The 22,284-nt window shown below is 61.3% G+C and carries 24 protein-coding genes; 10 read left to right on the top strand and 14 right to left on the bottom strand.

What is annotated here, in order from left to right:
- Window positions 1-49 precede the first annotated feature (49 nt).
- From RHM69_RS19330 to RHM69_RS19320, 3 genes are read right to left on the bottom strand one after another with little or no spacing between them, the layout of a single operon-like run.
- Window positions 50-1,645 carry a GMC family oxidoreductase gene (locus RHM69_RS19330; RefSeq protein ID WP_200599495.1) on the bottom strand — a complete coding sequence of 532 codons (1,596 nt, stop codon included), beginning with the start codon at window positions 1,643-1,645 and terminating at the stop codon, window positions 50-52.
- 53 nt (window positions 1,646-1,698) lie between these two features.
- Entirely contained in the window at window positions 1,699-2,244 is a 546-nt protein-coding gene (locus RHM69_RS19325) for a hypothetical protein (RefSeq protein ID WP_020301931.1), read from the bottom strand.
- Window positions 2,245-2,273: 29 nt separating this feature from the next.
- The gene (locus RHM69_RS19320) at window positions 2,274-3,701 is read right to left on the bottom strand and encodes a coniferyl aldehyde dehydrogenase (protein ID WP_019817763.1); all 1,428 of its coding nucleotides are present in this window, start codon (window positions 3,699-3,701) and stop codon (window positions 2,274-2,276) included.
- A 145-nt stretch (window positions 3,702-3,846) separates the two neighbouring features.
- Here RHM69_RS19320 and RHM69_RS19315 point away from each other — a divergent pair, with 145 nt between their 5' ends.
- Window positions 3,847-4,518, top strand: a complete 672-nt coding sequence (locus RHM69_RS19315) for a TetR/AcrR family transcriptional regulator (protein WP_005792294.1) — start codon at window positions 3,847-3,849, stop codon at window positions 4,516-4,518.
- A gap of 33 nt (window positions 4,519-4,551) precedes the next feature.
- Window positions 4,552-5,406, top strand: coding sequence for a sulfurtransferase (locus RHM69_RS19310; RefSeq protein WP_014720344.1), 855 nt, complete (start codon window positions 4,552-4,554; stop codon window positions 5,404-5,406).
- 116 nt (window positions 5,407-5,522) lie between these two features.
- On the opposite strand, the gene RHM69_RS19305 is transcribed toward RHM69_RS19310, so the two are convergent.
- The 4 genes from RHM69_RS19305 to RHM69_RS19290 are packed head-to-tail and all read right to left on the bottom strand — an operon-like array spanning window position 5,523 to window position 10,028.
- Window positions 5,523-6,521, bottom strand: a complete 999-nt coding sequence (locus RHM69_RS19305; RefSeq protein ID WP_102665889.1) for a hydrolase — start codon at window positions 6,519-6,521, stop codon at window positions 5,523-5,525.
- Window positions 6,522-6,572: 51 nt separating this feature from the next.
- Complete coding sequence (gene rsmD / locus RHM69_RS19300; protein WP_200599497.1) at window positions 6,573-7,190, bottom strand: 16S rRNA (guanine(966)-N(2))-methyltransferase RsmD; 618 nt, start codon at window positions 7,188-7,190, stop codon at window positions 6,573-6,575.
- Window positions 7,190-8,680 carry a M16 family metallopeptidase gene (locus tag RHM69_RS19295; RefSeq protein ID WP_019817760.1) on the bottom strand — a complete coding sequence of 497 codons (1,491 nt, stop codon included), beginning with the start codon at window positions 8,678-8,680 and terminating at the stop codon, window positions 7,190-7,192. The genes rsmD and RHM69_RS19295 overlap by 1 nt, the downstream gene beginning before the upstream one ends.
- Entirely contained in the window at window positions 8,673-10,028 is a 1,356-nt protein-coding gene (locus RHM69_RS19290) for a M16 family metallopeptidase (protein ID WP_014720340.1), read from the bottom strand. Before RHM69_RS19290 ends, RHM69_RS19295 begins: the two co-directional genes overlap by 8 nt.
- A gap of 232 nt (window positions 10,029-10,260) precedes the next feature.
- Between RHM69_RS19290 and ftsY the strand changes: the two genes are divergently transcribed.
- The 4 genes from ftsY to rpoH all read left to right on the top strand — a co-directional run bounded on the left by ftsY (window position 10,261) and on the right by rpoH (window position 14,327).
- On the top strand, window positions 10,261-11,655 hold the full coding sequence (gene ftsY / locus RHM69_RS19285; RefSeq protein WP_200599499.1) for a signal recognition particle-docking protein FtsY: 1,395 nt from the start codon (window positions 10,261-10,263) through the stop codon (window positions 11,653-11,655).
- Window positions 11,652-12,323: a cell division ATP-binding protein FtsE gene (gene ftsE / locus RHM69_RS19280; RefSeq protein WP_003234627.1), complete on the top strand. Its 672-nt coding sequence runs from the start codon at window positions 11,652-11,654 to the stop codon at window positions 12,321-12,323. The genes ftsY and ftsE overlap by 4 nt, the downstream gene beginning before the upstream one ends.
- Window positions 12,320-13,342 carry a permease-like cell division protein FtsX gene (gene ftsX / locus RHM69_RS19275; protein ID WP_161905433.1) on the top strand — a complete coding sequence of 341 codons (1,023 nt, stop codon included), beginning with the start codon at window positions 12,320-12,322 and terminating at the stop codon, window positions 13,340-13,342. The genes ftsE and ftsX overlap by 4 nt, the downstream gene beginning before the upstream one ends.
- A 130-nt stretch (window positions 13,343-13,472) precedes the next feature.
- Window positions 13,473-14,327: an RNA polymerase sigma factor RpoH gene (gene rpoH / locus RHM69_RS19270; protein WP_003176698.1), complete on the top strand. Its 855-nt coding sequence runs from the start codon at window positions 13,473-13,475 to the stop codon at window positions 14,325-14,327.
- A 188-nt stretch (window positions 14,328-14,515) separates the two neighbouring features.
- Here rpoH and mtgA read toward each other — a convergent pair whose 3' ends face one another.
- Entirely contained in the window at window positions 14,516-15,238 is a 723-nt protein-coding gene (gene mtgA, locus RHM69_RS19265) for a monofunctional biosynthetic peptidoglycan transglycosylase (RefSeq protein WP_014720337.1), read from the bottom strand.
- Between the two features lie 74 nt (window positions 15,239-15,312).
- On the opposite strand from mtgA, the gene RHM69_RS19260 reads away from it, so the two are divergent.
- The 4 genes from RHM69_RS19260 to trmB all read left to right on the top strand — a co-directional run bounded on the left by RHM69_RS19260 (window position 15,313) and on the right by trmB (window position 17,551).
- The gene (locus RHM69_RS19260) at window positions 15,313-15,687 is read left to right on the top strand and encodes a DUF423 domain-containing protein (protein WP_014720336.1); all 375 of its coding nucleotides are present in this window, start codon (window positions 15,313-15,315) and stop codon (window positions 15,685-15,687) included.
- A gap of 79 nt (window positions 15,688-15,766) precedes the next feature.
- Complete coding sequence (gene thiS, locus RHM69_RS19255) at window positions 15,767-15,967, top strand: sulfur carrier protein ThiS (protein WP_019817757.1); 201 nt, start codon at window positions 15,767-15,769, stop codon at window positions 15,965-15,967.
- 54 nt (window positions 15,968-16,021) lie between these two features.
- Window positions 16,022-16,816 (top strand): thiazole synthase, encoded by a 795-nt coding sequence (locus tag RHM69_RS19250; protein ID WP_014720334.1) that lies wholly within the window; start codon window positions 16,022-16,024, stop codon window positions 16,814-16,816.
- Window positions 16,817-16,825: 9 nt separating this feature from the next.
- Window positions 16,826-17,551, top strand: coding sequence for a tRNA (guanosine(46)-N7)-methyltransferase TrmB (trmB, locus tag RHM69_RS19245; RefSeq protein ID WP_003195101.1), 726 nt, complete (start codon window positions 16,826-16,828; stop codon window positions 17,549-17,551).
- Window positions 17,552-17,689: 138 nt separating this feature from the next.
- Here trmB and RHM69_RS19240 read toward each other — a convergent pair whose 3' ends face one another.
- Genes RHM69_RS19240 through metX form a run of 6 tightly spaced genes read right to left on the bottom strand, consistent with a single transcriptional unit; the run spans window position 17,690 to window position 22,049 of the window.
- Window positions 17,690-18,013 (bottom strand): DUF3392 domain-containing protein, encoded by a 324-nt coding sequence (locus tag RHM69_RS19240; RefSeq protein ID WP_003195099.1) that lies wholly within the window; start codon window positions 18,011-18,013, stop codon window positions 17,690-17,692.
- Window positions 18,014-18,032: 19 nt separating this feature from the next.
- The gene (hemW, locus tag RHM69_RS19235; RefSeq protein WP_032902275.1) at window positions 18,033-19,235 is read right to left on the bottom strand and encodes a radical SAM family heme chaperone HemW; all 1,203 of its coding nucleotides are present in this window, start codon (window positions 19,233-19,235) and stop codon (window positions 18,033-18,035) included.
- The gene (gene rdgB / locus RHM69_RS19230) at window positions 19,232-19,828 is read right to left on the bottom strand and encodes an RdgB/HAM1 family non-canonical purine NTP pyrophosphatase (protein ID WP_003195095.1); all 597 of its coding nucleotides are present in this window, start codon (window positions 19,826-19,828) and stop codon (window positions 19,232-19,234) included. Before rdgB ends, hemW begins: the two co-directional genes overlap by 4 nt.
- Entirely contained in the window at window positions 19,825-20,259 is a 435-nt protein-coding gene (locus RHM69_RS19225) for a DUF4426 domain-containing protein (RefSeq protein WP_200599501.1), read from the bottom strand. The genes rdgB and RHM69_RS19225 overlap by 4 nt, the downstream gene beginning before the upstream one ends.
- A gap of 21 nt (window positions 20,260-20,280) precedes the next feature.
- Window positions 20,281-20,901, bottom strand: coding sequence for a methionine biosynthesis protein MetW (metW, locus tag RHM69_RS19220; protein WP_003195091.1), 621 nt, complete (start codon window positions 20,899-20,901; stop codon window positions 20,281-20,283).
- Complete coding sequence (metX, locus tag RHM69_RS19215; protein WP_200599503.1) at window positions 20,898-22,049, bottom strand: homoserine O-succinyltransferase MetX; 1,152 nt, start codon at window positions 22,047-22,049, stop codon at window positions 20,898-20,900. Before metX ends, metW begins: the two co-directional genes overlap by 4 nt.
- Between the last annotated feature and the right edge of the window lie 235 nt (window positions 22,050-22,284).

The raw sequence follows: 22,284 nt of genomic DNA, 5'->3' as shown, positions 1-22,284 counted from the left end.
GTGGGCCAAGTCGACTTATGTAGATAGATACCGTGAATACCCTGTCTTTTCATGCCGTTTTCAGACGTTCGGCCAATGCGCTCGCCAGTTGCGCGGTCAGTCCGTACACCGACAATTGCGGGTTGGCGCCAATGCTGGTGGGGAACAGCGAGCCATCGTGGATCGACAGGTTGCGCAACTGATGATGGCGACCCAGGCTGTCGGCAACGGCATTTTTTGGGTCTTCACCCATGGCGCAACCGCCCATCACGTGAGCGCTGCCCAGGGTGGTGCGATGCAGTTCCAGGTTCAGACCGTCGATCACGCTGCGGGCTTCGGCCAAGTTGTTCACAAAGCGCGCGTCGTGATGCAGGGGCTTGACCGATTTGGCCCCCGCCGCGAACTGAATCTCGGCCATGCTGTGGAAGGCCCGGCGCAGGCCGTCCCAGGCGTAGGGCGAGACCTGATAGTCGAGCACTGGGGTGCCGTCACCGCGTAACTCCACCGTGCCGCCTGGGCTGTCGGGGTGAAAGCCGTCGCGCAGCAGGGCGAGCATGGCGTGAGTGTGGGGTAATTGGTTCATGTCCAGGGCGTTCTGGTTGCCATAGCCACCAAACAGGGTGCTCGCCAGGCCTGGATGCAGGGGCGGTGCTTCCAGTTTGTAGGACATTTTGCCGGTAGTGCCGTCCTGCCATTGGAAGTGGTCGGAGTAGATGGATTGCGGCGCACCGTAGAAGGGGTTGATCACCTCGTCGAACAGCCCGGCGGAGAAGTTGACCAGGTGCAGGAAGGTGCGCTTGCCCAGCCGCGAGTGTGGGTCGGGCACGTCGGAGCGCATCAGCAGGGCCGGGCTGTTGATGCCGCCGCCCGCCAGCACATAGTGCTTGGCTTTCACGCTGATCTTGCGCCCGGTGGGCGCTACGCAGCGTTCGTCCATGGCCACGCATTCGAGGCTGCTGATGGTGTCGCCGCTGTATTTCAGTCGTTCGGCGCGGGCCAGGTAAAGCAGTTCGCCACCCTTTTCCAGGGTGGACGGGATGGTGGTCACCAGCATTGACTGCTTGGCGTTGACCGGGCAGCCCATGCCGCAATACCCCAGGTTGAAGCAACCGCGCACATTGCGCGGGATCACATGCCAGCTGTAGCCGAGCTTTTCGCAGCCTTTGCGGATCACATCGTTGTTGGCATTCGGCGGCAGCGCCCACGGCGCGATGCCCAGGCGCTGCTCCATTTTTTCGAACCAGGGCGCCATTTCGGCGCTGCTGTGGCCTTTGACCGCATATTCGCTGGCCCAATGCGCGAGGGTAGCGTCAGGGGTGCGAAAGCTGGAGGTCCAGTTGATCAAGGTGGTACCGCCTACGGCCCGGCCCTGCAGGATGGTGATAGCGCCGTCCTTACTCATCCGCCCGATGCCTTCCTGGTAAAGGCTGGCGTAGGCTTCGTCTTCCAGCAGTTTGAAATCACTACTGGTCTTGAGCGGGCCTTCTTCGATCAGCAACACTTTGTAGCCGGCGGCGCTGAGGATTTCAGCCGTGGTACCGCCCCCGGCGCCGCTGCCGATGATGGCGACATCCGCTTCCAGGGTCAGGTCGTTATCCAGGGCGGCGCCATTGTGGGTTTTCCAGCCACGGGCCAGGCCGTCGCGGAACAGATCGGGTACGGGCATAGGTGTGCTCTCTTATTCTTGTCGGAAGATGCAATCTTGGGGGATTGCCCAGGCTAGATCTTGGGCGGGCCGGGGTAGCCGCAATGGGCCCAGGACTCGGGCCGGAAGTACCAGGCCATGATCACTAGCTTGAGCAACGAGCCCTGGCCCATGCGCAAAAGGTTCAGGTAGCTGTTTTCCCAGCGGTGCAGGAAATTGCGGATCTGTTCGCTGCTGGCGTTTTCCCAACTGCCCCAGATACCGGTCAGCGGGCCGCGGGTAATGCCCATGCCCAGTACGTCGAATAATTGCTGGGTGAGCTTGAACATCTCGGGGGACAAGTGCTGCAGGCTGTAATCGAGCTTTTTCAGGGTGCCCTCAATACCGGCAAGCACTTGTTCAGCACTGGCCGCGCCTTCTAGCAGCACCGGGATTACCGCCCGCAAGAACGGCAAGTCGCTGGTGCGCAACATCGCAAAGCCGCTGGCCGGCGTACTGCTGGAGCAACCGCTGAGGCTGGCGCCCAACCCGGCGGTGGCGAGGAAGGCGCTGGCACACAGGCCGATTTTCAAAACGCCGCGCCGTGACAGTGCGGGTGAATCAGTCAGGCTGGGGTTCATTGTTTTTATAGTCCCGAAGGTGGCGGTTATCAGCGGATAAACAGCTTCTGGATCAGCTTCTGGATCGACTTGCCATAAGGCGGGTAGATCAACTTCGCTGCGTTCAGGCGCTGTTTGACCAGCACACCCTTGGCCTTGCTGAACGTCAGGAAACCTTCGTGACCGTGGTAATGGCCCATGCCTGACGGGCCGATGCCACCGAACGGCATATCGTCCTGAGCGACGTGCAGCAAGGTGTCGTTCAGGCACACGCCACCGGAGTGGGTTTCGTGGAGCACCCGCGCTTGTTCGCCTTTGTTGTAGCCGAAGTAATACAAGGCCAGTGGTCGAGGTCGCTGGTTGATGTAGGCAAAGGCTTGGTCAAGGCCGCGATACGGCACGATGGGCAGGAGCGGGCCGAAGATTTCGTCCTGCATCACGGTCATGTCGTCGCTGACATTCAACAGCAGGCTGTGGACCATTCGCCGCGCCTGGCCCTGCTCGTACAGCGGGATCAAGGTGGCGCCTTTGTCGGTGGCGTCCTTGGCGTAGGCATTGAGCCGGGCCAGTTGGCGTTCGTTGATGATGGCGGTGTAGTCCGGGTTGTCGACCAGCGTCGGATAAAACCCGCGCACGGCTTTGGAATAGGCCTCGACAAAGCCTTCCACGCGATCTTCCGGTACTAGCACATAATCTGGCGCCACGCAGGTTTGCCCGGCGTTCAAGGTTTTGCCGAAGGCGATGCGTTCGGCGGCGTCCTTGAGTGGCACATCGGCCGAGACAATGGCTGGCGATTTGCCGCCTAGCTCCAGAGTCACCGGCGTGAGGTTTTCGGCCGCCGCACGCATCACGTGCTTGCCTATGCTGGTAGCGCCGGTGAACAGCAGGTGATCGAAGCGCAACTTGGAAAACGCCATGCCCACGTCAGCTTCGCCCAGCACGACGCACACCAGGTCCTCGGGGAAGATCTTGGCCAGCAACGCCTTGAGCAGCTCACCGGTGGCCGGCGTGGACTCGCTGAGCTTGAGCATCACTCGGTTACCGGCCGCCAATGCCCCAACCAGCGGGCCGATGGCCAGGTAAAGCGGGTAGTTCCACGGCACGATGACGCCGACGACGCCCAGTGGCTGGTAAATGACTTTGGCTGAGGCGGGCTGGAAGGCAATGCCTACAGCGCGGCGGGAAGGTTTCATCCAGCCCTTGAGGTGTTTGCTCGCGTAGTGAATGCCATGCAGGCTAGGCATCAATTCGGCAAACAGGGTTTCGTCGGCGCTGCGATGGCTGAAATCCTGGCTGATCGCATAGATCAGCGCCTGGCGTTCGTCGCTCAGCAGATCCCGCAAAGCCTTGAGCCATTGCTGGCGCTGCCCGGCCGGCGGCATCGGGTTGGCGACGAAGGCGCGGCGTTGGGCGTTGAACAGGTTCTGGAGCTGATCCAGCGCCTGGGAATCTTGCAGGTAGGCAACGTTGGCAGACATGGCGCGGCACCGATTGTTATTGGTCTGCCTGGATTTTTAGAGTTATTGCTCTAAATTGTCAAATAACATTGCAGTAACATCCAGATTTATCCTGGCCGGGTTAGGCCGTAAGATGCCCCATCCCGTGTATAGAAGCTGATCCCCTATGGCACCACGAGTAAAGACCAGCGAGCGCATTGTGCAAACCAGCCTGGAGCTTTTTAACCAGCAGGGCGAGCGCAGTGTCAGTACCAACCACATTGCCGCCCACATGGAAATTTCCCCGGGCAACCTGTACTACCACTTCCCTAACAAGCAGGCGATCATCGCCGTGCTGTTCCGCGAATATGAAGCGCTGGTAGACAGTTTCCTGCGCCCACCACAGGGACGCACGATGGTGGTGGAGGATAAACGCTTTTATCTGCAAGCCGTATTGGCCGGCATGTGGCGTTATCGCTTCCTGCACCGCGACCTCGAACACCTGCTGGAGAGCGACCCGGAACTGGCGACCGGCTACCGGCGGTTTTCCCAGCGTTGCCTGATCCAGGGCGGCGCGATCTACCAAGGCTTTGTCGATGCCGGCATTCTCAATATGGACCCGGTGCAAACCGAAGCCCTGACCCTGAATGCGTGGATCATCCTCACCTCGTGGGTGCGCTTTTTGTGTACCACCAATGAAAAATCCACCCACCTGAGCGCCGAGGCGATCAAGCGCGGGGTGTACCAGGTGCTGGTGCTGGAGGCGGGGTTCGTTACGCCACAGGCTAAAGAGGCGGTGGATGCCTTGTTCAAAGAGTTTTACGTGCCGTTGAATCAGGCACTGGAAGAAGTGAAGTAAGACCTTTCCCCTTTGTATGCACAGGAGTCAGTCATGCCGCTTGCCCAACTGATCAGCCCCCCGCAATTGGCCGAGCGCCAACAGTCGAGCGGGTGGGTGATCCTGGATTGCCGCTTTGCCCTGGAAGACCCGGACTACGGCTTGTGCAGTTACGCCGAAGGGCATATCGAGGGCGCGCAATACGCCGACCTTGAGCGCCACCTGAGCGGCCCGGTGACCAAGGGCGTGACCGGTCGTCATCCTTTGCCGGCGGCGGACACGTTCGCCAGGCAACTGCGGGCCTGGGGCATCAGTGCCGACACCGATGTGGTGCTGTATGACGACGGCCCCGGTGCCTACGCCGCCCGTGCCTGGTGGCTGTTGGCCTGGCTGGGCAAGCGTGATGGCGTGTTTATTCTGGATGGTGGCCTCAAGGCCTGGCATGCCGCCGGTTTCCCCTTGAGCCTGGACGCGCCTGTGGTTGCGCCAGGTACCTTCGACGGTACGCCGGATAATCGTCTGTTGCTGGATGCCGAACACCTGCAAAAACGCCTGGGCCAACCTGGCCTGACCTTGATCGACGCCCGCGCCCAGCCGCGCTTTCGTGGCGAAGTGGAGCCCATCGATCCGATTGCCGGGCATATCCCTGGTGCGCAATGTGCGGCGTTCAGTGAAAACCTGGGCAGTGATGGTCGTTTCTTGCCGGCTGATCAGCTCAAGCAACGCTTTGCCGCGCAGTTGCAAGGGCGCCCGGCTCAGGAGCTGGTGGCGTATTGCGGGTCTGGGGTGACGGCGTGCCATAACCTGTTTGCGTTGAGCCTGGCGGGGTACCCGTTGGGCAAGTTGTATGCGGGGTCGTGGAGTGAGTGGATTACCGATCCAGCCCGGGAAATTGCGCAGGGCGATTAAACGATAGGTGTGAGCACTTCATCAAAGTGTGGGAGCTGGCTTGCCTGCGATAGCAGAGTGTCAGCCACCTCAACGTTGGCTGGCCCACCGCTATCGCAGGCAAGCCAGCTCCCACACTATTGACCGTATTGGGTCTGGAGCCATTGCGGGATCCGGCGCTCCAAATAGTAACCAGGGCGCTTCAGCGAACCCTCCACAAACCCCACATGCCCGCCCTTGGCCAGCAACTCGAACTCAGTACAGTCCGACAGTTCACGCGCATCAGGCAAGCTGTGCGCAAACACAAAAGGGTCATCGGCCGCCTGGATAATCAACGTAGGCGTACGGATATCGCCCAGGTAATAGCGGCTCGATGCGCGGCGATAATAGTCTTCAGCACTGATGAAACCATGCAGCGGCGCGGTTACCCGCCCGTCGAAGTCCCAGAATGTGCGCATCTTTTCCAGGGAACCAAGGGCCTCCAGGGTTTTGAGCCCATCCTCACGACCGTCCTGCAGGAACTGGCGTTGCTTGACGCGGATGTACGCCAGCATCTCGCGCATGAAGTGCTTCTGATACACCCGCGAGAATCCCAGGCCGATGCGATCGGCGCATTGATCCAGGCGAAACGGCACCGATACCGCCGCCGCGCCCTGCAGACCCGAGGCCTTGCCGGTTTCCCCCAGATGCTTGAGCAACACATTGCCACCCAGGGAATAACCCACCGCATACAAGGGCGCCAACGGCCGCTTGGCGCGCAGATGAGCAATCGCCGCCGCCAGGTCTTCGCTGGCGCCGGAGTGATAACTGCGAGCCAGCAGGTTGGGCTCGCCCGAGCAGCCGCGCCAGTTCAACGCGGCACTGGCCCAGCCTTGGGCCGCGAGGACTTTTTGCAGGCCGGCCACATAGGGTGAATTGGACGAACCGGTCAGCCCATGCAGCACCAGCACCAAGGGCGCTTGCACGTCATGGGGGCCATGCCAGTCGAGATCGAGGAAGTCGCCATCCTCCAGCCACAGGCGCTCACGCTGACGCTCGATGTGGGTGGTCGGCCGCCACAGCGGCCCCCACAGTGTCTGCAAGTGGGGGTTGCCGAGGCCGAAGGCGGGTTTGAATAAATCGGAAGAGGGGGTCATGAAACTCTCGGTAGCCAGTGAGCTCGCCGTGGCAAGCTCCCCAGCCACAGGTTAAGCGGCGTTTTCGACCAAACGATGCCACAACGCGTAATACACCCGCCCGGACTTCTGCTCCCGGTGCAGGCGCCAGCCACTTGGCAGGCCGAGCGTGGAGGGCGCGGTCTCGCTCTCAGTGTAGATCCAGGCATCCGGTGCCAGCCACTGGCGTTCTTCCAGCAGAGTGCAGACGACCGGTAGCAGGTTCTGGTTGAACGGTGGGTCGAGGAACACTACGTCGTATTCAGTCGCCGCCTGGGTTTCCAGGTAGCGCAGCGCGTCGGCCGTCTGCACCTGGCCGGTGGTGCAACGCAGCGTGCCCAGGTGCTCCTTGAGGCTGGACACCGCCACATTGCTGGCGTCCAGCGCCTGGCCCTGGGCCGCGCCACGGGACAGCGCCTCCAGGAACAGCGCGCCGCTGCCGGCGAACGGGTCCAGCACTTTGGCCCCGCCTATGTACGGCGCGAGCCAGTTGAACAGGGTTTCACGCACGCGATCAGGCGTCGGGCGCAGGCCCACAACGTCGGGGAAGCTCAGCTTGCGGCTGCCCCATTCACCGCCAATGATGCGCAGTTGGCCCACACCGTTATGCACGTTGTGGACAGGTTTTTTCGGGCGAGATGAACTGGCCATTAATGCTCCGGAACCCCGAGCGGCTGCTCGGCAGGTTTATCAGTGGGGGGCGGTAGTGGCTTTTGCGCAATCGTCGGGCCGGCGGTCACGATGACCATCTTGTCGGCGCTCAAGTGTTTGTTCATTGCAGCCTTGACCTGATCGACGGTCAGGGCCTGGGATTGTTTCATGAAATCTTCCAGATAGCTCAGCGGCAGGTTGTAGAAACCCATGGCACCCAACTGCCCGACGATATCGGCGTTGCTGGCGGTGGACAGCGGGAAGCTGCCGGCCAGCTCGCGCTTGGCGTCATCCAGTTCCTTTTGCGTCGGGCCGGTCTTGAGGTAGTCAGCCAATACGTCCTCCACCAGGCGCAAGGTGCCACCGCTCATTTCGGCGCGGGTCTGCAGGTTGATCATGAACGGGCCGCGCACCTGCATCGGTGAGAAACCGGAATACACGCCGTAGGTCAGGCCGCGCTTTTCACGCACTTCGCTCATCAAGCGAGTGCCGAAGCCACCGCCGCCGAGGATCTGGTTACCCAGGGACAAGGCTGCGTAATCCGGGTCGGCACGGTCGATGCCCAACTGCGCAAACAGCAGGTGGGTTTGCTTGGACGGGAACTCGATACGGCTCAGGCCGGCTTTTGGCTCGGTCGGCTGGGCGATCTTGGCCATCGCCGGGCCCTTGGGCAGCGAGGCGGACACCTTGGCCGTCATGGCTTCGGCTTCGGCGCGGGTCAGGTCGCCCACTACTGCAATTACCGCGTTACCCGCCGCATAGGCCTTGGCGTGGAACGCCTGCAACTGCGCCAGGGTAATCTTCGGCACGCTCTCGGGGGTGCCTTCGCTCGGGTGCGCGTAAGGGTGGTCGCCGTACAGGCGCTTGAACAGCTCGATGCTCGCCAGTTTGCCGGGGTTCTGCTTCTGGTACTCGAAACCGGCCAGGATCTGGTTCTTGATGCGTGCCAGCGAGTCTGCCGGGAATGTCGGCTGGCCGATCACCTGGTTGAACAGTGACAGGGCGGCGTCGCGCTTGGCGCTGTCGCTCAGGCTGCGCAGGGTCACCAGCGCCATGTCGCGGTAGGCGCCGTTGCCAAAGTCGGCCCCCAGGCCTTCGAACCCGCTGGCGATCTGGCTGACATCCTTGCCCGGCACGCCTTCGTTGAGCATGGCGTTGGTCATCAGTGCCAGGCCTGGCACGTCGCCATCCTGGCTGCTGCCGGCGGCGAACAGCAGGCGCATGTCGAACATCGGCAGTTCATGGGCTTCGACGAACAGCACCTTGGCGCCTTCGGTGGTGGTCCAGGTTTGTACGTCGAGCTTGCGGTTGGTCGGTGCCTTGCCATCCAGTTCCGCCAGGGATTGCAGGGTGCTGGCCGTTTGAGCCTTGTCCAGGGCCTGGCTGGCGACCGACTCGCTGGGGCGCAAGAAGTAAACGGCGCTGGCCGCCATCAGGGTGACGGCGATCAGGCCGGGCAGGATCAGGCGGCTGTTTTTGCGATCACTCATGAGCGGTCTCCTCAGGCAAAACATGGGCGACGCTCAGACGTTCGCGGGTGAAATAAGTGCGTGCGGCCTTCTGGATGTCTTCCGGGGTCACGCTTTGCAGGTCGGCAAGCTCGGTGTCCATGAGTTTCCAGGACAGGCCGACCGTTTCCAGGGAGCCGATGGCCGTGGCCTGGCTGGTGATGGAGTCACGCTGGTACACCAGGCCGGCAATCACCTGGGCACGGATGCGCTCCAGTTCTTCGGCGGTCGGCGGCTTGGCCTTCAACTCATCGAGCAGGCGCCACAGGCCGGCTTCGGCCTGGGCCACGGTTTTCTTCTTCTGCTGGTTCGGCGTGGCCGAGAGGGTAAACAGGCTGTCGCCACGGGTATAGGCGTCGTAGTTGGTGGAAGCCGCGGACACCAGTTCCTCACCGCGTTCCAGTTGCTCGGAGATCCGTGCACTGTAGCCGCCGTCCAGCAGGGCCGAGATCAGGCGCAGGGCCTGCACCGAACGTTTGTCTTCAGCGGTGGCCAGGCCGGGCACGTTGAAGCCCAGGATCACACTCGGAAGTTGGGTCTGCACGTGCAGGGTCAGCAGGCGCTCGCCGGGCTCGGCCAGTTCCATCGGGATTTTTGCCGGCGGCACGTCACGCTTGGGGATCGGGCCGAAGTAACGTTGGGCGAGGTTTTTCACCTCGTCCGGGGTCACGTCGCCGACCACCACCAGGGTGGCGTTGTTCGGCACGTACCAGGATTGGTACCAGTGGCGCAGTTCCTCGACCTTCATGCGGTCCAGGTCGGCCATCCAGCCAATGGTCGGCGTGTGGTAGCCACTGGCCGGGAACGCCATGGCCTTGAAGCGCTCGAACGCCTTGGACATGGGGTTATCGTCGGTGCGCAGGCGGCGTTCTTCTTTGATTACCTCGATTTCACGGCTGAACTCGTCGGCCGGCAGGCGCAGGCTGGCCATGCGGTCGGCTTCCAGCTCAAAGGCTACGCCCAGGCGGTCACGGGCCAATACCTGGTAATACGCGGTGTAGTCGTCGCTGGTGAACGCATTTTCTTCGGCGCCCAGGTCGCGCAGGATCAGCGAGGCTTCGCCGGGGCCGACCTTGGCGCTGCCCTTGAACATCATGTGTTCCAGGGCGTGGGACAAACCGGTCTGGCCCGGGGTTTCGTAGCTTGAGCCAACCTTGTACCAGACCTGGGAAACCACCACCGGCGCGCGATGATCTTCGCGCACGACCACTTTAAGGCCGTTATCGAGGGTGAATTCATGGGTGGGTTGTGGATCGGCAGCCAAAGCTGAGAGAGGCAGACAAACTGTGCTGAACAGCAGGCCTGCGGCGCGGCGGGCTAGAGCATTCATTCGTTTTTAAACCTGTTGGGCTGCCCGCTTGGTCTTAGCGTCGGCGGGCGAGGAGGTGCTAGGATACTGGTCCGACTTAAGGACGGCCACTGCGGCTGTCTTGTGAAGGCCCTATTTAGGCCTTACAAAATGTTGCGCATGAACGAGCTGGCTAAAAAACAGTCTGTTACGCATCGAATTTTATTTACCGGCGCGCCCTGTGGCGCGTCGCTACCTTGAGATAGCCGTCTCCATGTTTGGTTCCAACGACGACAAGAAGACCCCAGCTGCGGCTGGCGAGAAGAAAGGCCTGTTCGGATGGCTGCGCAAAAAGCCGCAGGAAACCGTCGTCGAACAGCCACAGGTTCACGCTGAACCGACCCCTGAACCCGTAATAGAAGCCGAACCGGTTGCCGAGACGCCAGTTCCGGTGGTGTTACCGATGGCTGAGCCGGTGTTGCAGCCGGTCGTTGAGGCCGAGCCGGAACCTGAGCCTGAGCACAAGCCCTGGTTAGAGCTGCCGGTGGCCGAAGAACCCGTGGCATTGGTTGAGGATGTTCAGGCCGAGCACGTCGTGCCGCCGATTCCTGCAGTGGTTGAGCCGGCGCCGGTAGAGGCTGTGGCTGAAATACCGCCCGTCGTTGAAGTGCCTGCACCGGTTGTCGCTGCACCTGCCGCTATCGAGCCAGAGCCTGCCGTCGTCACCACCGAAACCAGCAAAACCGGATTCTTTGCACGCCTCAAGCAGGGCCTGAGCAAGACCAGCGCCAGTATTGGCGAAGGCATGGCCAGCCTGTTCCTGGGCAAGAAAGTCATTGATGACGAGCTGCTCGAAGACATCGAGACCCGCCTGCTCACCGCCGACGTGGGCGTCGAAGCCACCGCCGTGATCATCCAGAGCCTGACGCAGAAGGTCGCGCGCAAGCAGTTGACCGACGCCGATGCGCTGTACAAATCCCTGCAGGCTGAGCTGGCCGCCATGCTCAAACCGGTTGAAGCGCCGCTGGTGATCACGCCGAAAAAGCCGTTCGTCATCCTCGTTGTAGGGGTTAATGGCGCTGGCAAGACCACCACCATCGGCAAGCTGGCCAAGAAGCTGCAAGGTGAAGGCAAGAAAGTCATGCTCGCCGCCGGTGACACCTTCCGTGCCGCCGCCGTCGAGCAGTTGCAGGTGTGGGGCGAGCGCAACAAGATCCCGGTGATCGCCCAGCACACCGGCGCCGACTCGGCTTCGGTGATCTTCGATGCCGTGCAGGCCGCCAAGGCCCGTAACATTGACGTGCTGATCGCCGACACCGCCGGTCGCCTGCACACCAAAGACAACTTGATGGAAGAACTGAAGAAAGTGCGCCGCGTGATCGGCAAGCTTGACGCCGATGCACCCCACGAAGTCTTGCTGGTGCTCGACGCCGGTACCGGCCAGAACGCCATCAGCCAGGCCAAGCAATTCAACCAGACGGTGCAACTGACCGGCCTGGCATTGACTAAGCTCGACGGCACGGCCAAGGGCGGTGTGATTTTCGCCCTGGCCAAACAGTTCGGGTTACCGATTCGCTATATCGGCGTCGGTGAAGGCATCGACGACCTGCGCACCTTTGAAGCCGAACCCTTTGTACAGGCACTGTTTGCCGAGCGGGAGCGTTCATGATTCGATTCGAACAGGTCGGTAAACGCTATGCCAACGGGCATGTGGGCTTGCATGAGCTGAGCTTTCGAGTGCGTCGCGGCGAATTCTTGTTTGTCACCGGCCATTCGGGCGCGGGCAAAAGTACGCTGTTGCGCCTGCTGCTGGCCATGGAACGCCCGACCACAGGCAAGTTGCTGCTGGCGGGCCAGGACCTGGCTACCATCAGCAATGCGCAAATTCCGTTTCTGCGCCGCCAGATCGGCGTGGTGTTCCAGAACCACCAGTTGCTGTTCGACCGTACGGTGTTCAACAACGTGGCCCTGCCGTTGCAGATCCTCGGGTTGTCCAAGGCCGAGATCGTCAAGCGCGTGGACTCGGCCCTGGAGCGCGTGGCGTTGTCGGACAAGACCGACCTTTACCCGGGGGATCTGTCCACCGGTCAGCAACAGCGCGTCGGTATTGCCCGCGCCATCGTGCACCGCCCGGCCTTGCTGCTGGCGGACGAACCCACCGGTAACCTCGACCCGCGCCTGGCGGCCGAGATCATGGGGGTGTTCGAAGACATCAACCGCCTGGGCACCAGCGTCTTGATCGCCAGCCACGACCTGGCCCTGATTGCCCGTATGCGCCATCGCATGCTGACCCTGCAACGCGGCCGCCTGATCGGCGACGGGGAGGCTGGCGTATGAGTGCTACACGCAGCCCTAAAGTATCCGAACGGGTGGCTCCGAAGCCGGCCGACCCGCAACCGAAAAAGAAAAAACACGACGAAGACGACGGCCCGGACTTCGGCACCCTGGTGCACGCCTGGATCGAAAGCCACCGCGCCAGCCTGCTGGACAGCCTGCGTCGCCTGGGCAAGCAGCCGATCGGCAGCTTTTTCACCTGCCTGGTCATGGCCGTGGCCTTGAGCCTGCCGATGGGCTTGTCGCTGTTGCTTAATAACGTGGAGCGCCTGGGCGGTTCCTGGCAGCGGGCGGCGCAGATTTCGCTGTACCTGAACCTGGACACCAGCAGCAAGGAAGGCGAAGCGCTGCGTGACGACATCAAGAACATCCCGGGGGTAGCCGAGGCCGAGTACATCAGCCGCGACCAGGCTCTCGAAGAGTTCCAGCAGCAATCGGGCCTGGGCGAGGCGCTCAAGGAGCTGCCGCAGAACCCGCTGCCGGGCGTGGTGCTGGTAACCCCGAACGAGGTCGACAAACCGGCGCTGGAAGCCCTGCGACAAAAACTCGCAGAGATGCCGAAGGTGCAACAGGCCCAACTTGATCTAGTCTGGGTAGAGCGCCTGGCCGCGATCCTCAAGCTGGGCGACCGCTTTGTGTTCGGCCTGACGGTGTTATTAGTGTCTGCATTACTTTTGGTGATAGGTAATACCATTCGTCTTCATATTGAAAACCGTCGCACCGAGATAGAAGTGATTAAACTGGTGGGCGGCACAGACAGCTATGTGCGTCGGCCTTTCCTGTACATGGGCGCGCTGTATGGCCTGGGTGCGGGGGTCTTGTCCTGGGGCGTACTGGCGTTTGGCCTGGATTGGTTGAACGACGCGGTTGTTGGTCTGGCCGGGCTCTACGGCAGTGATTTCGCGCTGGCCGGTGTGCCGGTAGCCGATGGTCTGAGTCTCTTGCTTGGCGCGGTGTTGTTGGGGTATATCGGTGCGTGGATTGCGGTGGCACGGCATTTACGTGAGCTGGCACCGAAGTAGTTAATGCCAGATTAATGTGGTTTCGTTTGTATTGACCGTATCAGCGGTTTAGGGAACTTGTCCTACGGTTCCCAGGTCAATTTTCGCAGTGCTGAACTGCACGAGTTATGTGAGTCGGAGGTTTTTTCGTATGACCACTTCTTTGCAACCTGCTTATGCCTTGGTCCCGGGTGCGAACCTGGAAGCCTATGTGCACACGGTCAACAGCATTCCATTGCTGACGCCCGAGCAGGAGCGTGAACTGGCCGAGAGTCTCTACTATGAGCAGGATTTGGGGGCGGCTCGGCAGATGGTGCTCGCCCACCTGCGTTTTGTCGTACATATCGCCCGTAGCTATAGCGGCTACGGTCTGGCCCAGGCCGACCTGATTCAGGAAGGCAACGTAGGCCTGATGAAGGCTGTGAAGCGTTTCAACCCTGAAATGGGCGTGCGCCTGGTGTCGTTTGCCGTGCACTGGATCAAGGCGGAAATCCACGAGTTCATCCTGCGCAACTGGCGCATCGTGAAAGTGGCCACCACCAAGGCCCAGCGCAAGCTGTTCTTCAACCTGCGCAGCCAGAAAAAACGCCTGGCGTGGCTGAACAACGAAGAAGTCCACCGCGTGGCCGAAAGCCTCGGTGTGGAGCCTCGTGAAGTGCGCGAGATGGAAAGCCGCCTGACCGGCCATGACATGGCCTTCGACCCAGCCGCCGAAGCGGATGACGACAGCGCCTTCCAATCGCCGGCCAACTATCTGGAAGACCACCGGTACGATCCGGCGCGTCAACTGGAGGACGCCGACTGGAGCGACAACTCCAACCACAACCTGCACGAAGCGCTGGAAGTGCTGGACGACCGCAGCCGTGACATTCTCTACCAGCGTTGGCTGGCAGAAGAAAAAGCCACGCTGCACGACCTGGCGCAAAAGTACAACGTGTCGGCAGAGCGGATTCGTCAGCTTGAGAAAAGCGCGATGAACAAGCTGAAGTTGTCGATCGCCGCTTAAAACGCAGCGAACAAAAAATGCCCCGGTCGAAAGATCGGGGCATTTTTGTATGTGTTCGAAAAGTCTCAAGTACAACTCGGTTTAATGTGGGAGCTGGCTTGCCTGCGATGAGGCCGTGTCAGATGAAGCATGGGTTACTGACCCACCGCTATCGCAGGCAAGCCAGCTCCCACAGGTCTCGTATTGTGTCAGTCGGACCAGGGTGCCTTTCGAGAGTTGTTCAGCTCCACCAGGTAACCCTCCCCACCCAACTGGCTCATCTGCTGGCGAATCCACGCCGCTCGCCGTGCCACATAGGCGGTCGGATGACTGGCACTCCACACCCGTGGATTGGGCAACACCGCCGCCAGGTAACTGGCCTGCTGCCGCGAAAGCCCCTTGGCACTCACGCCAAAATGGTGCCGCGCCGCCGCTTCTGCGCCAAACACACCTTCATCCCATTCCACACTGTTGAGGTACACCTCAAGAATCCGCTGCTTGGGCCATAACACTTCGATCAAACCGGTAAACCACGCCTCCAGGCCTTTGCGCAAATAGCTGCGCCCGGCCCACAGGAACAGGTTTTTCGACACCTGTTGGCTCAAGGTGCTGGCACCGCGAATCGAGCCGCCGCGTTCGTTGTGCAGAATCGCCGCCTGGATCGCGCCGAAATCAAAACCCCAATGTTGCGGGAAGCGCTGGTCTTCACCGGCCATCACCGCCACTTTAAGGTCGTCGGAGATTTCATCCCACGGCACCCAGCTGCGTTGCAGGTCGATAGGCTCACCGTCAACCCAGGACTCGACCTTGCGCTCCACCATCAGCGCAGTGAACGGTGGCGGCACCACACGAAACAGCAGCACCAGCAACACACTGCCGATGGCAAACCATTTCACGACGTTGAGAAAGCGTTTGAAGAGGACACGCAGCATAGAGATGGCTTGGCCGAACCCGTTGAGCGGGCCATTATACAGACCCTGCCCGATGAGTCTGACTGGAGTTCCCCATGCTGCGTAGCTTTCTGATGCTGGCTGCCTTTTTCGGCTTTACCGGCGTTGCGCTGGGCGCTTTCGCCGCCCACGGCCTGAAAAACCGCCTGAGCGCCGACTACCTGGCGATCTTCCATACCGGCGTGACCTACCAGTTGGTGCATGCCCTGGCACTGTTCGGCGTGGCCTTGCTGGCGGCGCATATTCCGGGCCGGTTGGTCACCTGGGCGGGTATTTCGTTTACCGTCGGTATCCTGCTGTTCTCGGGCAGCCTGTATGTGCTGACGATGACCGGCATCAGTAAACTGGGGATCATCACGCCGTTTGGCGGGCTGGCGTTCCTGCTCGGCTGGTTCTTCCTGGGCCTGGCGGCGTGGCGTTTGCAGCTTTGACCGCTTGACGCTTGGAGCTGACCTTCAGGTTCCAATCGCGCTAGAATGCGGGCCCCTAAAAACGATGGCGGCCCGTGGCATGCGCATTCAGTTGAACGGCGAACCCTTTGAACTGCCCGACGGCGAAACCGTTGCGGCCCTGCTGACCCGTCTGGACCTGACCGGGCGTCGCGTCGCAGTGGAGCTCAACCTGGATATCGTCCCGCGTAGCCAGCACGCCGAGACTGTGCTCACCGAAGGTGACCAGATCGAAGTGGTCCACGCCATCGGCGGCGGCTAGCCCGCCACGGCCGCAACGCATTCTGCAGAACCTCATCCAACCAGAGGATTTCCCATGAGCATCGTTCGTAGCGACAAGCCTTTCGTCCTGGCCGGTCGTACCTACCAGTCCCGTCTGCTGGTCGGCACCGGCAAGTACCGCGACATGGAAGAAACCCGCCTGGCCATCGAAGCCTCGGGTGCCGAGATCGTCACCTTCGCCGTACGCCGCACCAACCTCGGCCAGATCGAGGGCGAGCCGAACCTGCTCGAAGTGCTGTCGCCGGAGCGCTACACCTTTTTGCCAAACACTGCTGGCTGCTACGACGCCATCGAAGCCGTGCGCACCTGCCGCCTGGCCCGTGAGCTGCTCGACGGCCACAACCTGGTGAAGCTGGAAGTGCTGGCCGACCAGAAAACCCTGTTCCCCAATGTGATCGAAACCCTCAAGGCCGCCGAGACCTTGGTCAAGGAAGGCTTCGACGTGATGGTCTACACCAGCGATGACCCGATCATCGCCCGTCAGTTGGCAGAAATCGGCTGCATCGCGGTGATGCCGCTGGCTGGTCTGATCGGTTCCGGCCTGGGGATCTGCAATCCGTATAACCTGCAGATCATCCTCGAAGAAGCCAAGATCCCGGTATTGGTGGATGCGGGTGTGGGCACTGCCTCCGACGCGACCATCGCCATGGAACTGGGCTGCGACGCGGTGCTGATGAACTCGGCCATTGCCCATGCCCAGCAACCAATCATGATGGCCCAAGCCATGAACCACGCCATCGTCGCGGGCCGCCTGGCCTACCTCGCCGGGCGCATGCCGAAAAAACTCTATGCCAGCGCCTCTTCGCCGCTGGATGGTCTGATCAAGTAAGAGCTATTGATGACTGAATCAAACGAAACGCCGAACACCGTGGAAGAGGGCGACGAGTCCAAGCACCGCCGCATCAAGAGTTTTGTGATGCGCGCCGGCCGCATGACCGAAGGCCAGCAAAAGGGCCTGGAACAGGGCACGCCGCTGTTCGTACTGCCCCTGGCCGATGCGCCGGTGGACTATGACCAAGTGTTCGGCCGTTCGGCCCCGCGCTCCCTGGAAATCGGTTTCGGCATGGGCCATTCCCTGCTGGAAATGGCCGCAGCCGCGCCGGAGCAGGATTTCATCGGTGTGGAAGTGCACCGCCCAGGCGTCGGCGCACTGCTCAACGGTGTGCTGACCCAAGGCCTGAAAAACCTGCGGGTCTACGACTGCGACGCGATTGAGGTGCTCAACCGCTGCATCGCCGACAACAGCCTCGACCGCCTGATGCTGTTCTTCCCCGACCCATGGCACAAGGCTCGTCACCACAAGCGCCGTATCGTCCAGGCCTCCTTCGCGGAGCTGGTGCGCAGCAAGCTGAAAGTGGGCGGCATCCTGCACATGGCCACCGACTGGGAACCGTACGCGGAATACATGCTGGAAGTGATGAACGTCGCACCTGGCTACCGCAACCTGGCCGAAGACGGCAAATGCGTGCCACGCCCGGCCGAGCGGCCGATCACCAAGTTCGAACGCCGTGGCGAGCGGTTGGGGCATGGGGTGTGGGATTTGAAGTTCGAGAAGCTGGCTTAAACAGTCATCCGCTTGAAACGCAATCAAATGTGGGAGCTGGCTTGCCTGCGATAACATCACCTCGGTATCACTGATACACCTAGGTGTCTGTATCGCAGGCAAGCCAGCTCCCACATGTGTTTTGTAGTGCCTGCTGGGTCAGCGGCGGTCTGCTACCACGCCAATCAACACCAGCACCACGATCAACACCGGCGCCAGGCTGTAGTTATTGAACTGGCTCAATCCCCGCACAATCCACGGCGTAGCGTAGATCAACGCCGCACCACTGCCGATCAGGCACAGCAGGGCCATCAAGGGTACGCGCAAGGCGCCGGCGATGCTGCCCAGGCGTGCTTCGACCCAGCCCTTGATGTCGGCGCCGAACAGCACCAGCAAACAGCCCACAAGGGCCAACGAGATTTCCGACAGGTTGCTACGGCTCCAGCGGGATACGGTGGCGAGCAGGTCGAGTACCAGATCCATTCGATTTCCTTAAGAGCTATCAGCTCAAAAACTTCTGCAACAGGTCATTGAGAAAGAGTTGCCCGCGGTCGGTGGCCGCCAGGCGTGACGGTTCGACCTGCATTAATCCACTTTGTTCTGCGTCGCGGCGGCCTTCGTCGAGGCTCGCCAGGTCAAGGCCGGTGCGCTCGGCGTAGAGCTTGGCATCAACCCCTTCGGTGAGGCGCAGCGCGTTCATCAGGAACTCGAACGGCAGTTCATCGTTGGTCAGTTCTTTCGCGCCGGCCTGGAAGCTTTTGGCCGGGTTGAGGTAGTCCTTCGGTGCACGGGTTTTCCAGGTGCGGATGATGCGCCCGTCCGGGTGGCTGAGCTTGCCGTGGGCGCCGGCGCCTATGCCGATAAAGTCGCCAAAGCTCCAGTAATTGAGGTTATGCCGCGCCGGCCGCCCCGGTTGGGCGTAGGCCGAGACTTCATATTGTGCGTAACCGTGTTCGGCGAGCAGTGCCTGGCCGGCTTCCTGGATATCCCACAGCGTGTCGTCTTCCGGCAGCGCGGGTGGCTGGTTCCAGAACACGGTATTGGGTTCCAGGGTCAGTTGGTACCAGGACAGGTGCGTGGGCTTGAGTGCAATGGCCTGGCGCAGGTCGCCCAAGGCGTCCTCCAGGGACTGGTTGGGCAAGCCGTGCATCAAATCCAGGTTGAAATTATCGAACCCAGCCTGACGCGCCATACCGGCTGCGCGCACGGCTTCATCGCCATTGTGGATGCGGCCCAGAGCTTCAAGCTTCTCTTGCTGGAAGCTCTGGATGCCGATGGACAGGCGATTGATCCCCAGCTTGCGGTACGCCACGAACTTCTCTTGTTCGAACGTCCCGGGGTTGGCTTCCAGGGTGATCTCGATATCGTCGGTAAACGGGATACGCGTTTGAACGCCCTTGAGCAGGCGGCCCAGTGCAGCAGCGCTGAACAGGCTGGGCGTGCCGCCGCCAAAGAAGATCGAACTCAGTTTACGGCCATACACGGCGTGCAGGTCTTGGTCCAGGTCGGCCAGCAGGGCGTCCACGTACTCTTCTTCCGGCAGCACTTTGCTGGCGGTGTGGGAGTTGAAGTCGCAATACGGGCATTTGCGCACGCACCACGGGATATGGATGTACAGCGCCAGGGGCGGCAGATGGGGCAGGGCCGCCCGTGGTGTTTGCGCGCCACCGTGGATCAGCGGCTGCGCAGAGGTGTTCTGGGTCATTTCAAGCCCAGGCGCTGGCGCAGCAACGCCATGGCGCGGGCGCGGTGGCTGATCTGGTTCTTGTCGGCCGGGCTCAGTTCGGCGCTGGAGACATTGCGCTCCGGCACCCAGAACAGCGGGTCATAGCCAAACCCATGCTCACCGCTGGCGGCTTGCAGGATGCGCCCGTGCCACAGGCCTTCACACAGAATCGGCAACGGGTCATCGGCATGCCGCACCAGGGCCAGCACGCAGACGAACTGCGCACCACGCTCGGCCTCCGGCACGTCCTTGAGGGCGTCGAGCAGCTTGGCGTTGTTGGCTGCGTCGCCCTTGCCGTCGGCGTAACGGGCGGAGTAGATACCAGGGGCGCCGCCGAGGAAGTCCACGGCCAGGCCCGAATCATCCGCCAGGGCCGGCAGGCCAGAGATACGCGCAGCATTGCGGGCCTTGAGGATGGCATTCTCGACGAACGACAGGCCGGTCTCTTCCGGTTCGACCTGGCTGAACTCGCCAATCGAACGCAGGTGCACAGACTCACCGAGCATGGCTTGCAGTTCTTTGAGTTTGCCGGCGTTGTGGCTGGCGAGTACGAGTTGGGTAAGGTTCATCATTCGGCCGGGAACAGTTCTTGGTTGAATTGGAAACCGTGGGCCTTGCCGCCGGTTTCAACGTTGATGGTGAAGGTCTTGTATTCCCGTTGCGTCACGGTGTAGGGCGCGAGGTAGCTGATGCCGCCTTTTTCTTCGATCTGCTTGAACGTCAGGATCTCGCTTTTGCCGCCGAGGTCCTTGATAGTGCCGGTGACTTGCGCGGCCACTGGGCTTACGCCCTTGATCACGGTGACGTTGATCAACCCCTTCTCCTTGCTGCGCACCACGCCGACTTTCTGGGCGGTCTCGGGTGGCAGGAAGCTTGAAGTAAAGGTGTTGTAATGAACGGTGATATCGCCGAAGTCTTTTTTGCGATTAGCGTCGATAGCGTCGGCGGCCATGGCGCTGGCGCCCAGGCATGCGGTCAATAGAAAAATAGCCAAACGACTCATGAACGTCCCTCTTGAAGATGATTAGACGGCAACTTTGTGGTCGGTCAGGCCAGGGCTGCTGACCCGGTAGATACCAATTTCGCCCAACAGGTTGGGCCATAGCTTACTCGCCCAGCCGTGGCGGTGCTGTTGATCGACGGCAAGGCGGTTGATCACCTTGGCTTCACGCTCGCCACACAGGGCTTCGAAGTCTTCGAAGGTGCAGAAGTGGATGTTCGGCGTGTTGTACCAGGTGTACGGCAGGAAGTCGGAGACCGGCATGCGCCCCTTGGTGGCCAGGTACCAGCGGCAGCGCCAGTGGCCAAAGTTGGGAAAGGTGATGATGCATTGGCGGCCCACGCGCAGCATTTCGTCGAGGATGCGGTCCGGGTAGTGCACCGCTTGCAGGGCTTGGGTCATCACCACGATATCGAAGCTGTTGCTGGCAAAGTTGCCCAGGCCCTTGTCCAGGTCCTGCTCGATCACGTTGATGCCCTTGGCCACGCACTGGGCGATGTTGTCCGGGTCGTTTTCCAGGCCGTAGCCGGTGACTTGCTTGTGGTCGCGCAGCCAGCTCAGCAGTTCGCCGTCGCCGCAGCCCAGGTCGAGCACGCGGCTGCCGGCGGGGATCCAGTCTTGGATGATTTCCAGGTCGGCTCTCATGGCGTTCTCACAAGCGAAATACGGTTCATGTAGTTACTGAACGCCTGCAGGTAGCGTGGGATCGGAATCAGGAAGGCGTCGTGGCCTTGCGGTGCATCGATCTCCAGGTAGCAGACGTCTTTCTTGGCGGCCATCAGGGCATCCACCAGCTCACGGGAGCGCGCTGGCGAAAAGCGCCAGTCGGTGGTGAACGACATCACGCAGAACTTGGCCGTGGCGTGCTCGAAGGTTTTTGCCAGGTCGTCATCGTGGTTGGCGGCCGGGTCGAAGTAGTCCAGAGCCTTGGTCATCAGTAGGTAGGTGTTGGCGTCAAAGCGCCCCGAGAATTCCTCGCCCTGATAACGCAGGTAGCTTTCCACCTGGAACTCGACGCTGTGGAAGTCGTAGTTGAGCTTCTCGCTCTTGAGGCCACGGCCGAATTTCTCGCCCATGGAATCGTCGGACAGGTAGGTAATGTGGCCGACCATCCGCGCCAGCATCAGGCCGCGCTTGGGGATCACGCCCGCTTCCTGGAACGAACCGCCGTGGAACTCGGGGTCGGTGAGGATCGCCTGGCGCGCCACTTCGTTGAAGGCGATGTTCTGCGCCGACAACTTGGGCGCCGAGGCGATGGCCAGGCAATGACGCACGCGGTCCGGGTAGGTGATGGTCCATTGCAGGGCCTGCATGCCGCCCAGGCTGCCGCCAATCACGGCGGCCCACTGGCTGATGCCCAGCAGGTCGGCCAGGCGTGCCTGGCTGTGCACCCAGTCTTCCACGGTCAGCACTGGGAAGTCGGCGCCGAACGGTTTGCCGGTTTCCGGGTTGAGGCTGCTGGGGCCGGTGGAGCCGTTGCAGCCGCCGAGGTTGTTCAGGCTGACCACAAAGAACTTATTGGTGTCGATGGGCTTGCCGGGGCCGATGCAACTGTCCCACCAGCCGGGCTTGCGGTCGTCAACGCTATGGAAGCCGGCGGCGTGATGATGGCCGGATAAGGCATGGCAGATCAGCACGGCGTTGTTCGCCGTGGCGTTCAGTTGGCCATAGGTTTCGTAGATCAGGTCGTAGGCTGGCAACGAACGGCCGCAGGCCAGGGCCAGGGGTTCGCTGAAATGCGCCACTTGTGGCACGACCAGTCCAACAGAATCGGGGGGGAAGGCAGCTGGCATCGACCCTGCTCTCGTTTAAATGAGGCGTAAGTCTAAAGAGCGGGGACCCTAGCGGCAAGCAATGGTCGGGGGTTAGCGTGATCGTTCCCACGCTCCGCGTGGGAATGCTTCTTGGGACGCTCTGCGTCCTGCACTGGTGACGCGGAGCGTCACGGGCTGCATTCCCACGCAGAGCGTGGGAATGATCAGCACAAGCCATGCTATCGCAGACAAGCCAGCTCCCACACAAGCCAAC

The sequence above is a fragment of the Pseudomonas sp. CCI1.1 genome (genome assembly GCF_034348165.1).
Taxonomy (GTDB): domain Bacteria; phylum Pseudomonadota; class Gammaproteobacteria; order Pseudomonadales; family Pseudomonadaceae; genus Aquipseudomonas; species Aquipseudomonas paracarnis.
This window is presented reverse-complemented; position numbering and strand designations above follow the sequence as displayed.

Coding starts and splice junctions, on each gene's coding strand:
- RHM69_RS19290 (WP_014720340.1), bottom strand. CDS start 10,028: ATGAATGCTCTAGCCCGCCGCGCCGCAGGCCTGCTGTTCAGCACAGTT.
- rpoH (WP_003176698.1), top strand. CDS start 13,473: ATGACCACTTCTTTGCAACCTGCTTATGCCTTGGTCCCGGGTGCGAAC.
- RHM69_RS19310 (WP_014720344.1), top strand. CDS start 4,552: ATGCCGCTTGCCCAACTGATCAGCCCCCCGCAATTGGCCGAGCGCCAA.
- ftsY (WP_200599499.1), top strand. CDS start 10,261: ATGTTTGGTTCCAACGACGACAAGAAGACCCCAGCTGCGGCTGGCGAG.
- hemW (WP_032902275.1), bottom strand. CDS start 19,235: ATGACCCAGAACACCTCTGCGCAGCCGCTGATCCACGGTGGCGCGCAA.
- RHM69_RS19305 (WP_102665889.1), bottom strand. CDS start 6,521: ATGACCCCCTCTTCCGATTTATTCAAACCCGCCTTCGGCCTCGGCAAC.
- RHM69_RS19315 (WP_005792294.1), top strand. CDS start 3,847: ATGGCACCACGAGTAAAGACCAGCGAGCGCATTGTGCAAACCAGCCTG.
- RHM69_RS19225 (WP_200599501.1), bottom strand. CDS start 20,259: ATGAGTCGTTTGGCTATTTTTCTATTGACCGCATGCCTGGGCGCCAGC.
- trmB (WP_003195101.1), top strand. CDS start 16,826: ATGACTGAATCAAACGAAACGCCGAACACCGTGGAAGAGGGCGACGAG.
- mtgA (WP_014720337.1), bottom strand. CDS start 15,238: ATGCTGCGTGTCCTCTTCAAACGCTTTCTCAACGTCGTGAAATGGTTT.
- RHM69_RS19325 (WP_020301931.1), bottom strand. CDS start 2,244: ATGAACCCCAGCCTGACTGATTCACCCGCACTGTCACGGCGCGGCGTT.
- metX (WP_200599503.1), bottom strand. CDS start 22,049: ATGCCAGCTGCCTTCCCCCCCGATTCTGTTGGACTGGTCGTGCCACAA.
- rsmD (WP_200599497.1), bottom strand. CDS start 7,190: ATGGCCAGTTCATCTCGCCCGAAAAAACCTGTCCACAACGTGCATAAC.
- RHM69_RS19320 (WP_019817763.1), bottom strand. CDS start 3,701: ATGTCTGCCAACGTTGCCTACCTGCAAGATTCCCAGGCGCTGGATCAG.
- RHM69_RS19295 (WP_019817760.1), bottom strand. CDS start 8,680: ATGAGTGATCGCAAAAACAGCCGCCTGATCCTGCCCGGCCTGATCGCC.
- RHM69_RS19240 (WP_003195099.1), bottom strand. CDS start 18,013: ATGGATCTGGTACTCGACCTGCTCGCCACCGTATCCCGCTGGAGCCGT.
- RHM69_RS19330 (WP_200599495.1), bottom strand. CDS start 1,645: ATGCCCGTACCCGATCTGTTCCGCGACGGCCTGGCCCGTGGCTGGAAA.
- thiS (WP_019817757.1), top strand. CDS start 15,767: ATGCGCATTCAGTTGAACGGCGAACCCTTTGAACTGCCCGACGGCGAA.
- ftsE (WP_003234627.1), top strand. CDS start 11,652: ATGATTCGATTCGAACAGGTCGGTAAACGCTATGCCAACGGGCATGTG.
- ftsX (WP_161905433.1), top strand. CDS start 12,320: ATGAGTGCTACACGCAGCCCTAAAGTATCCGAACGGGTGGCTCCGAAG.
- RHM69_RS19250 (WP_014720334.1), top strand. CDS start 16,022: ATGAGCATCGTTCGTAGCGACAAGCCTTTCGTCCTGGCCGGTCGTACC.
- RHM69_RS19260 (WP_014720336.1), top strand. CDS start 15,313: ATGCTGCGTAGCTTTCTGATGCTGGCTGCCTTTTTCGGCTTTACCGGC.
- metW (WP_003195091.1), bottom strand. CDS start 20,901: ATGAGAGCCGACCTGGAAATCATCCAAGACTGGATCCCCGCCGGCAGC.
- rdgB (WP_003195095.1), bottom strand. CDS start 19,828: ATGATGAACCTTACCCAACTCGTACTCGCCAGCCACAACGCCGGCAAA.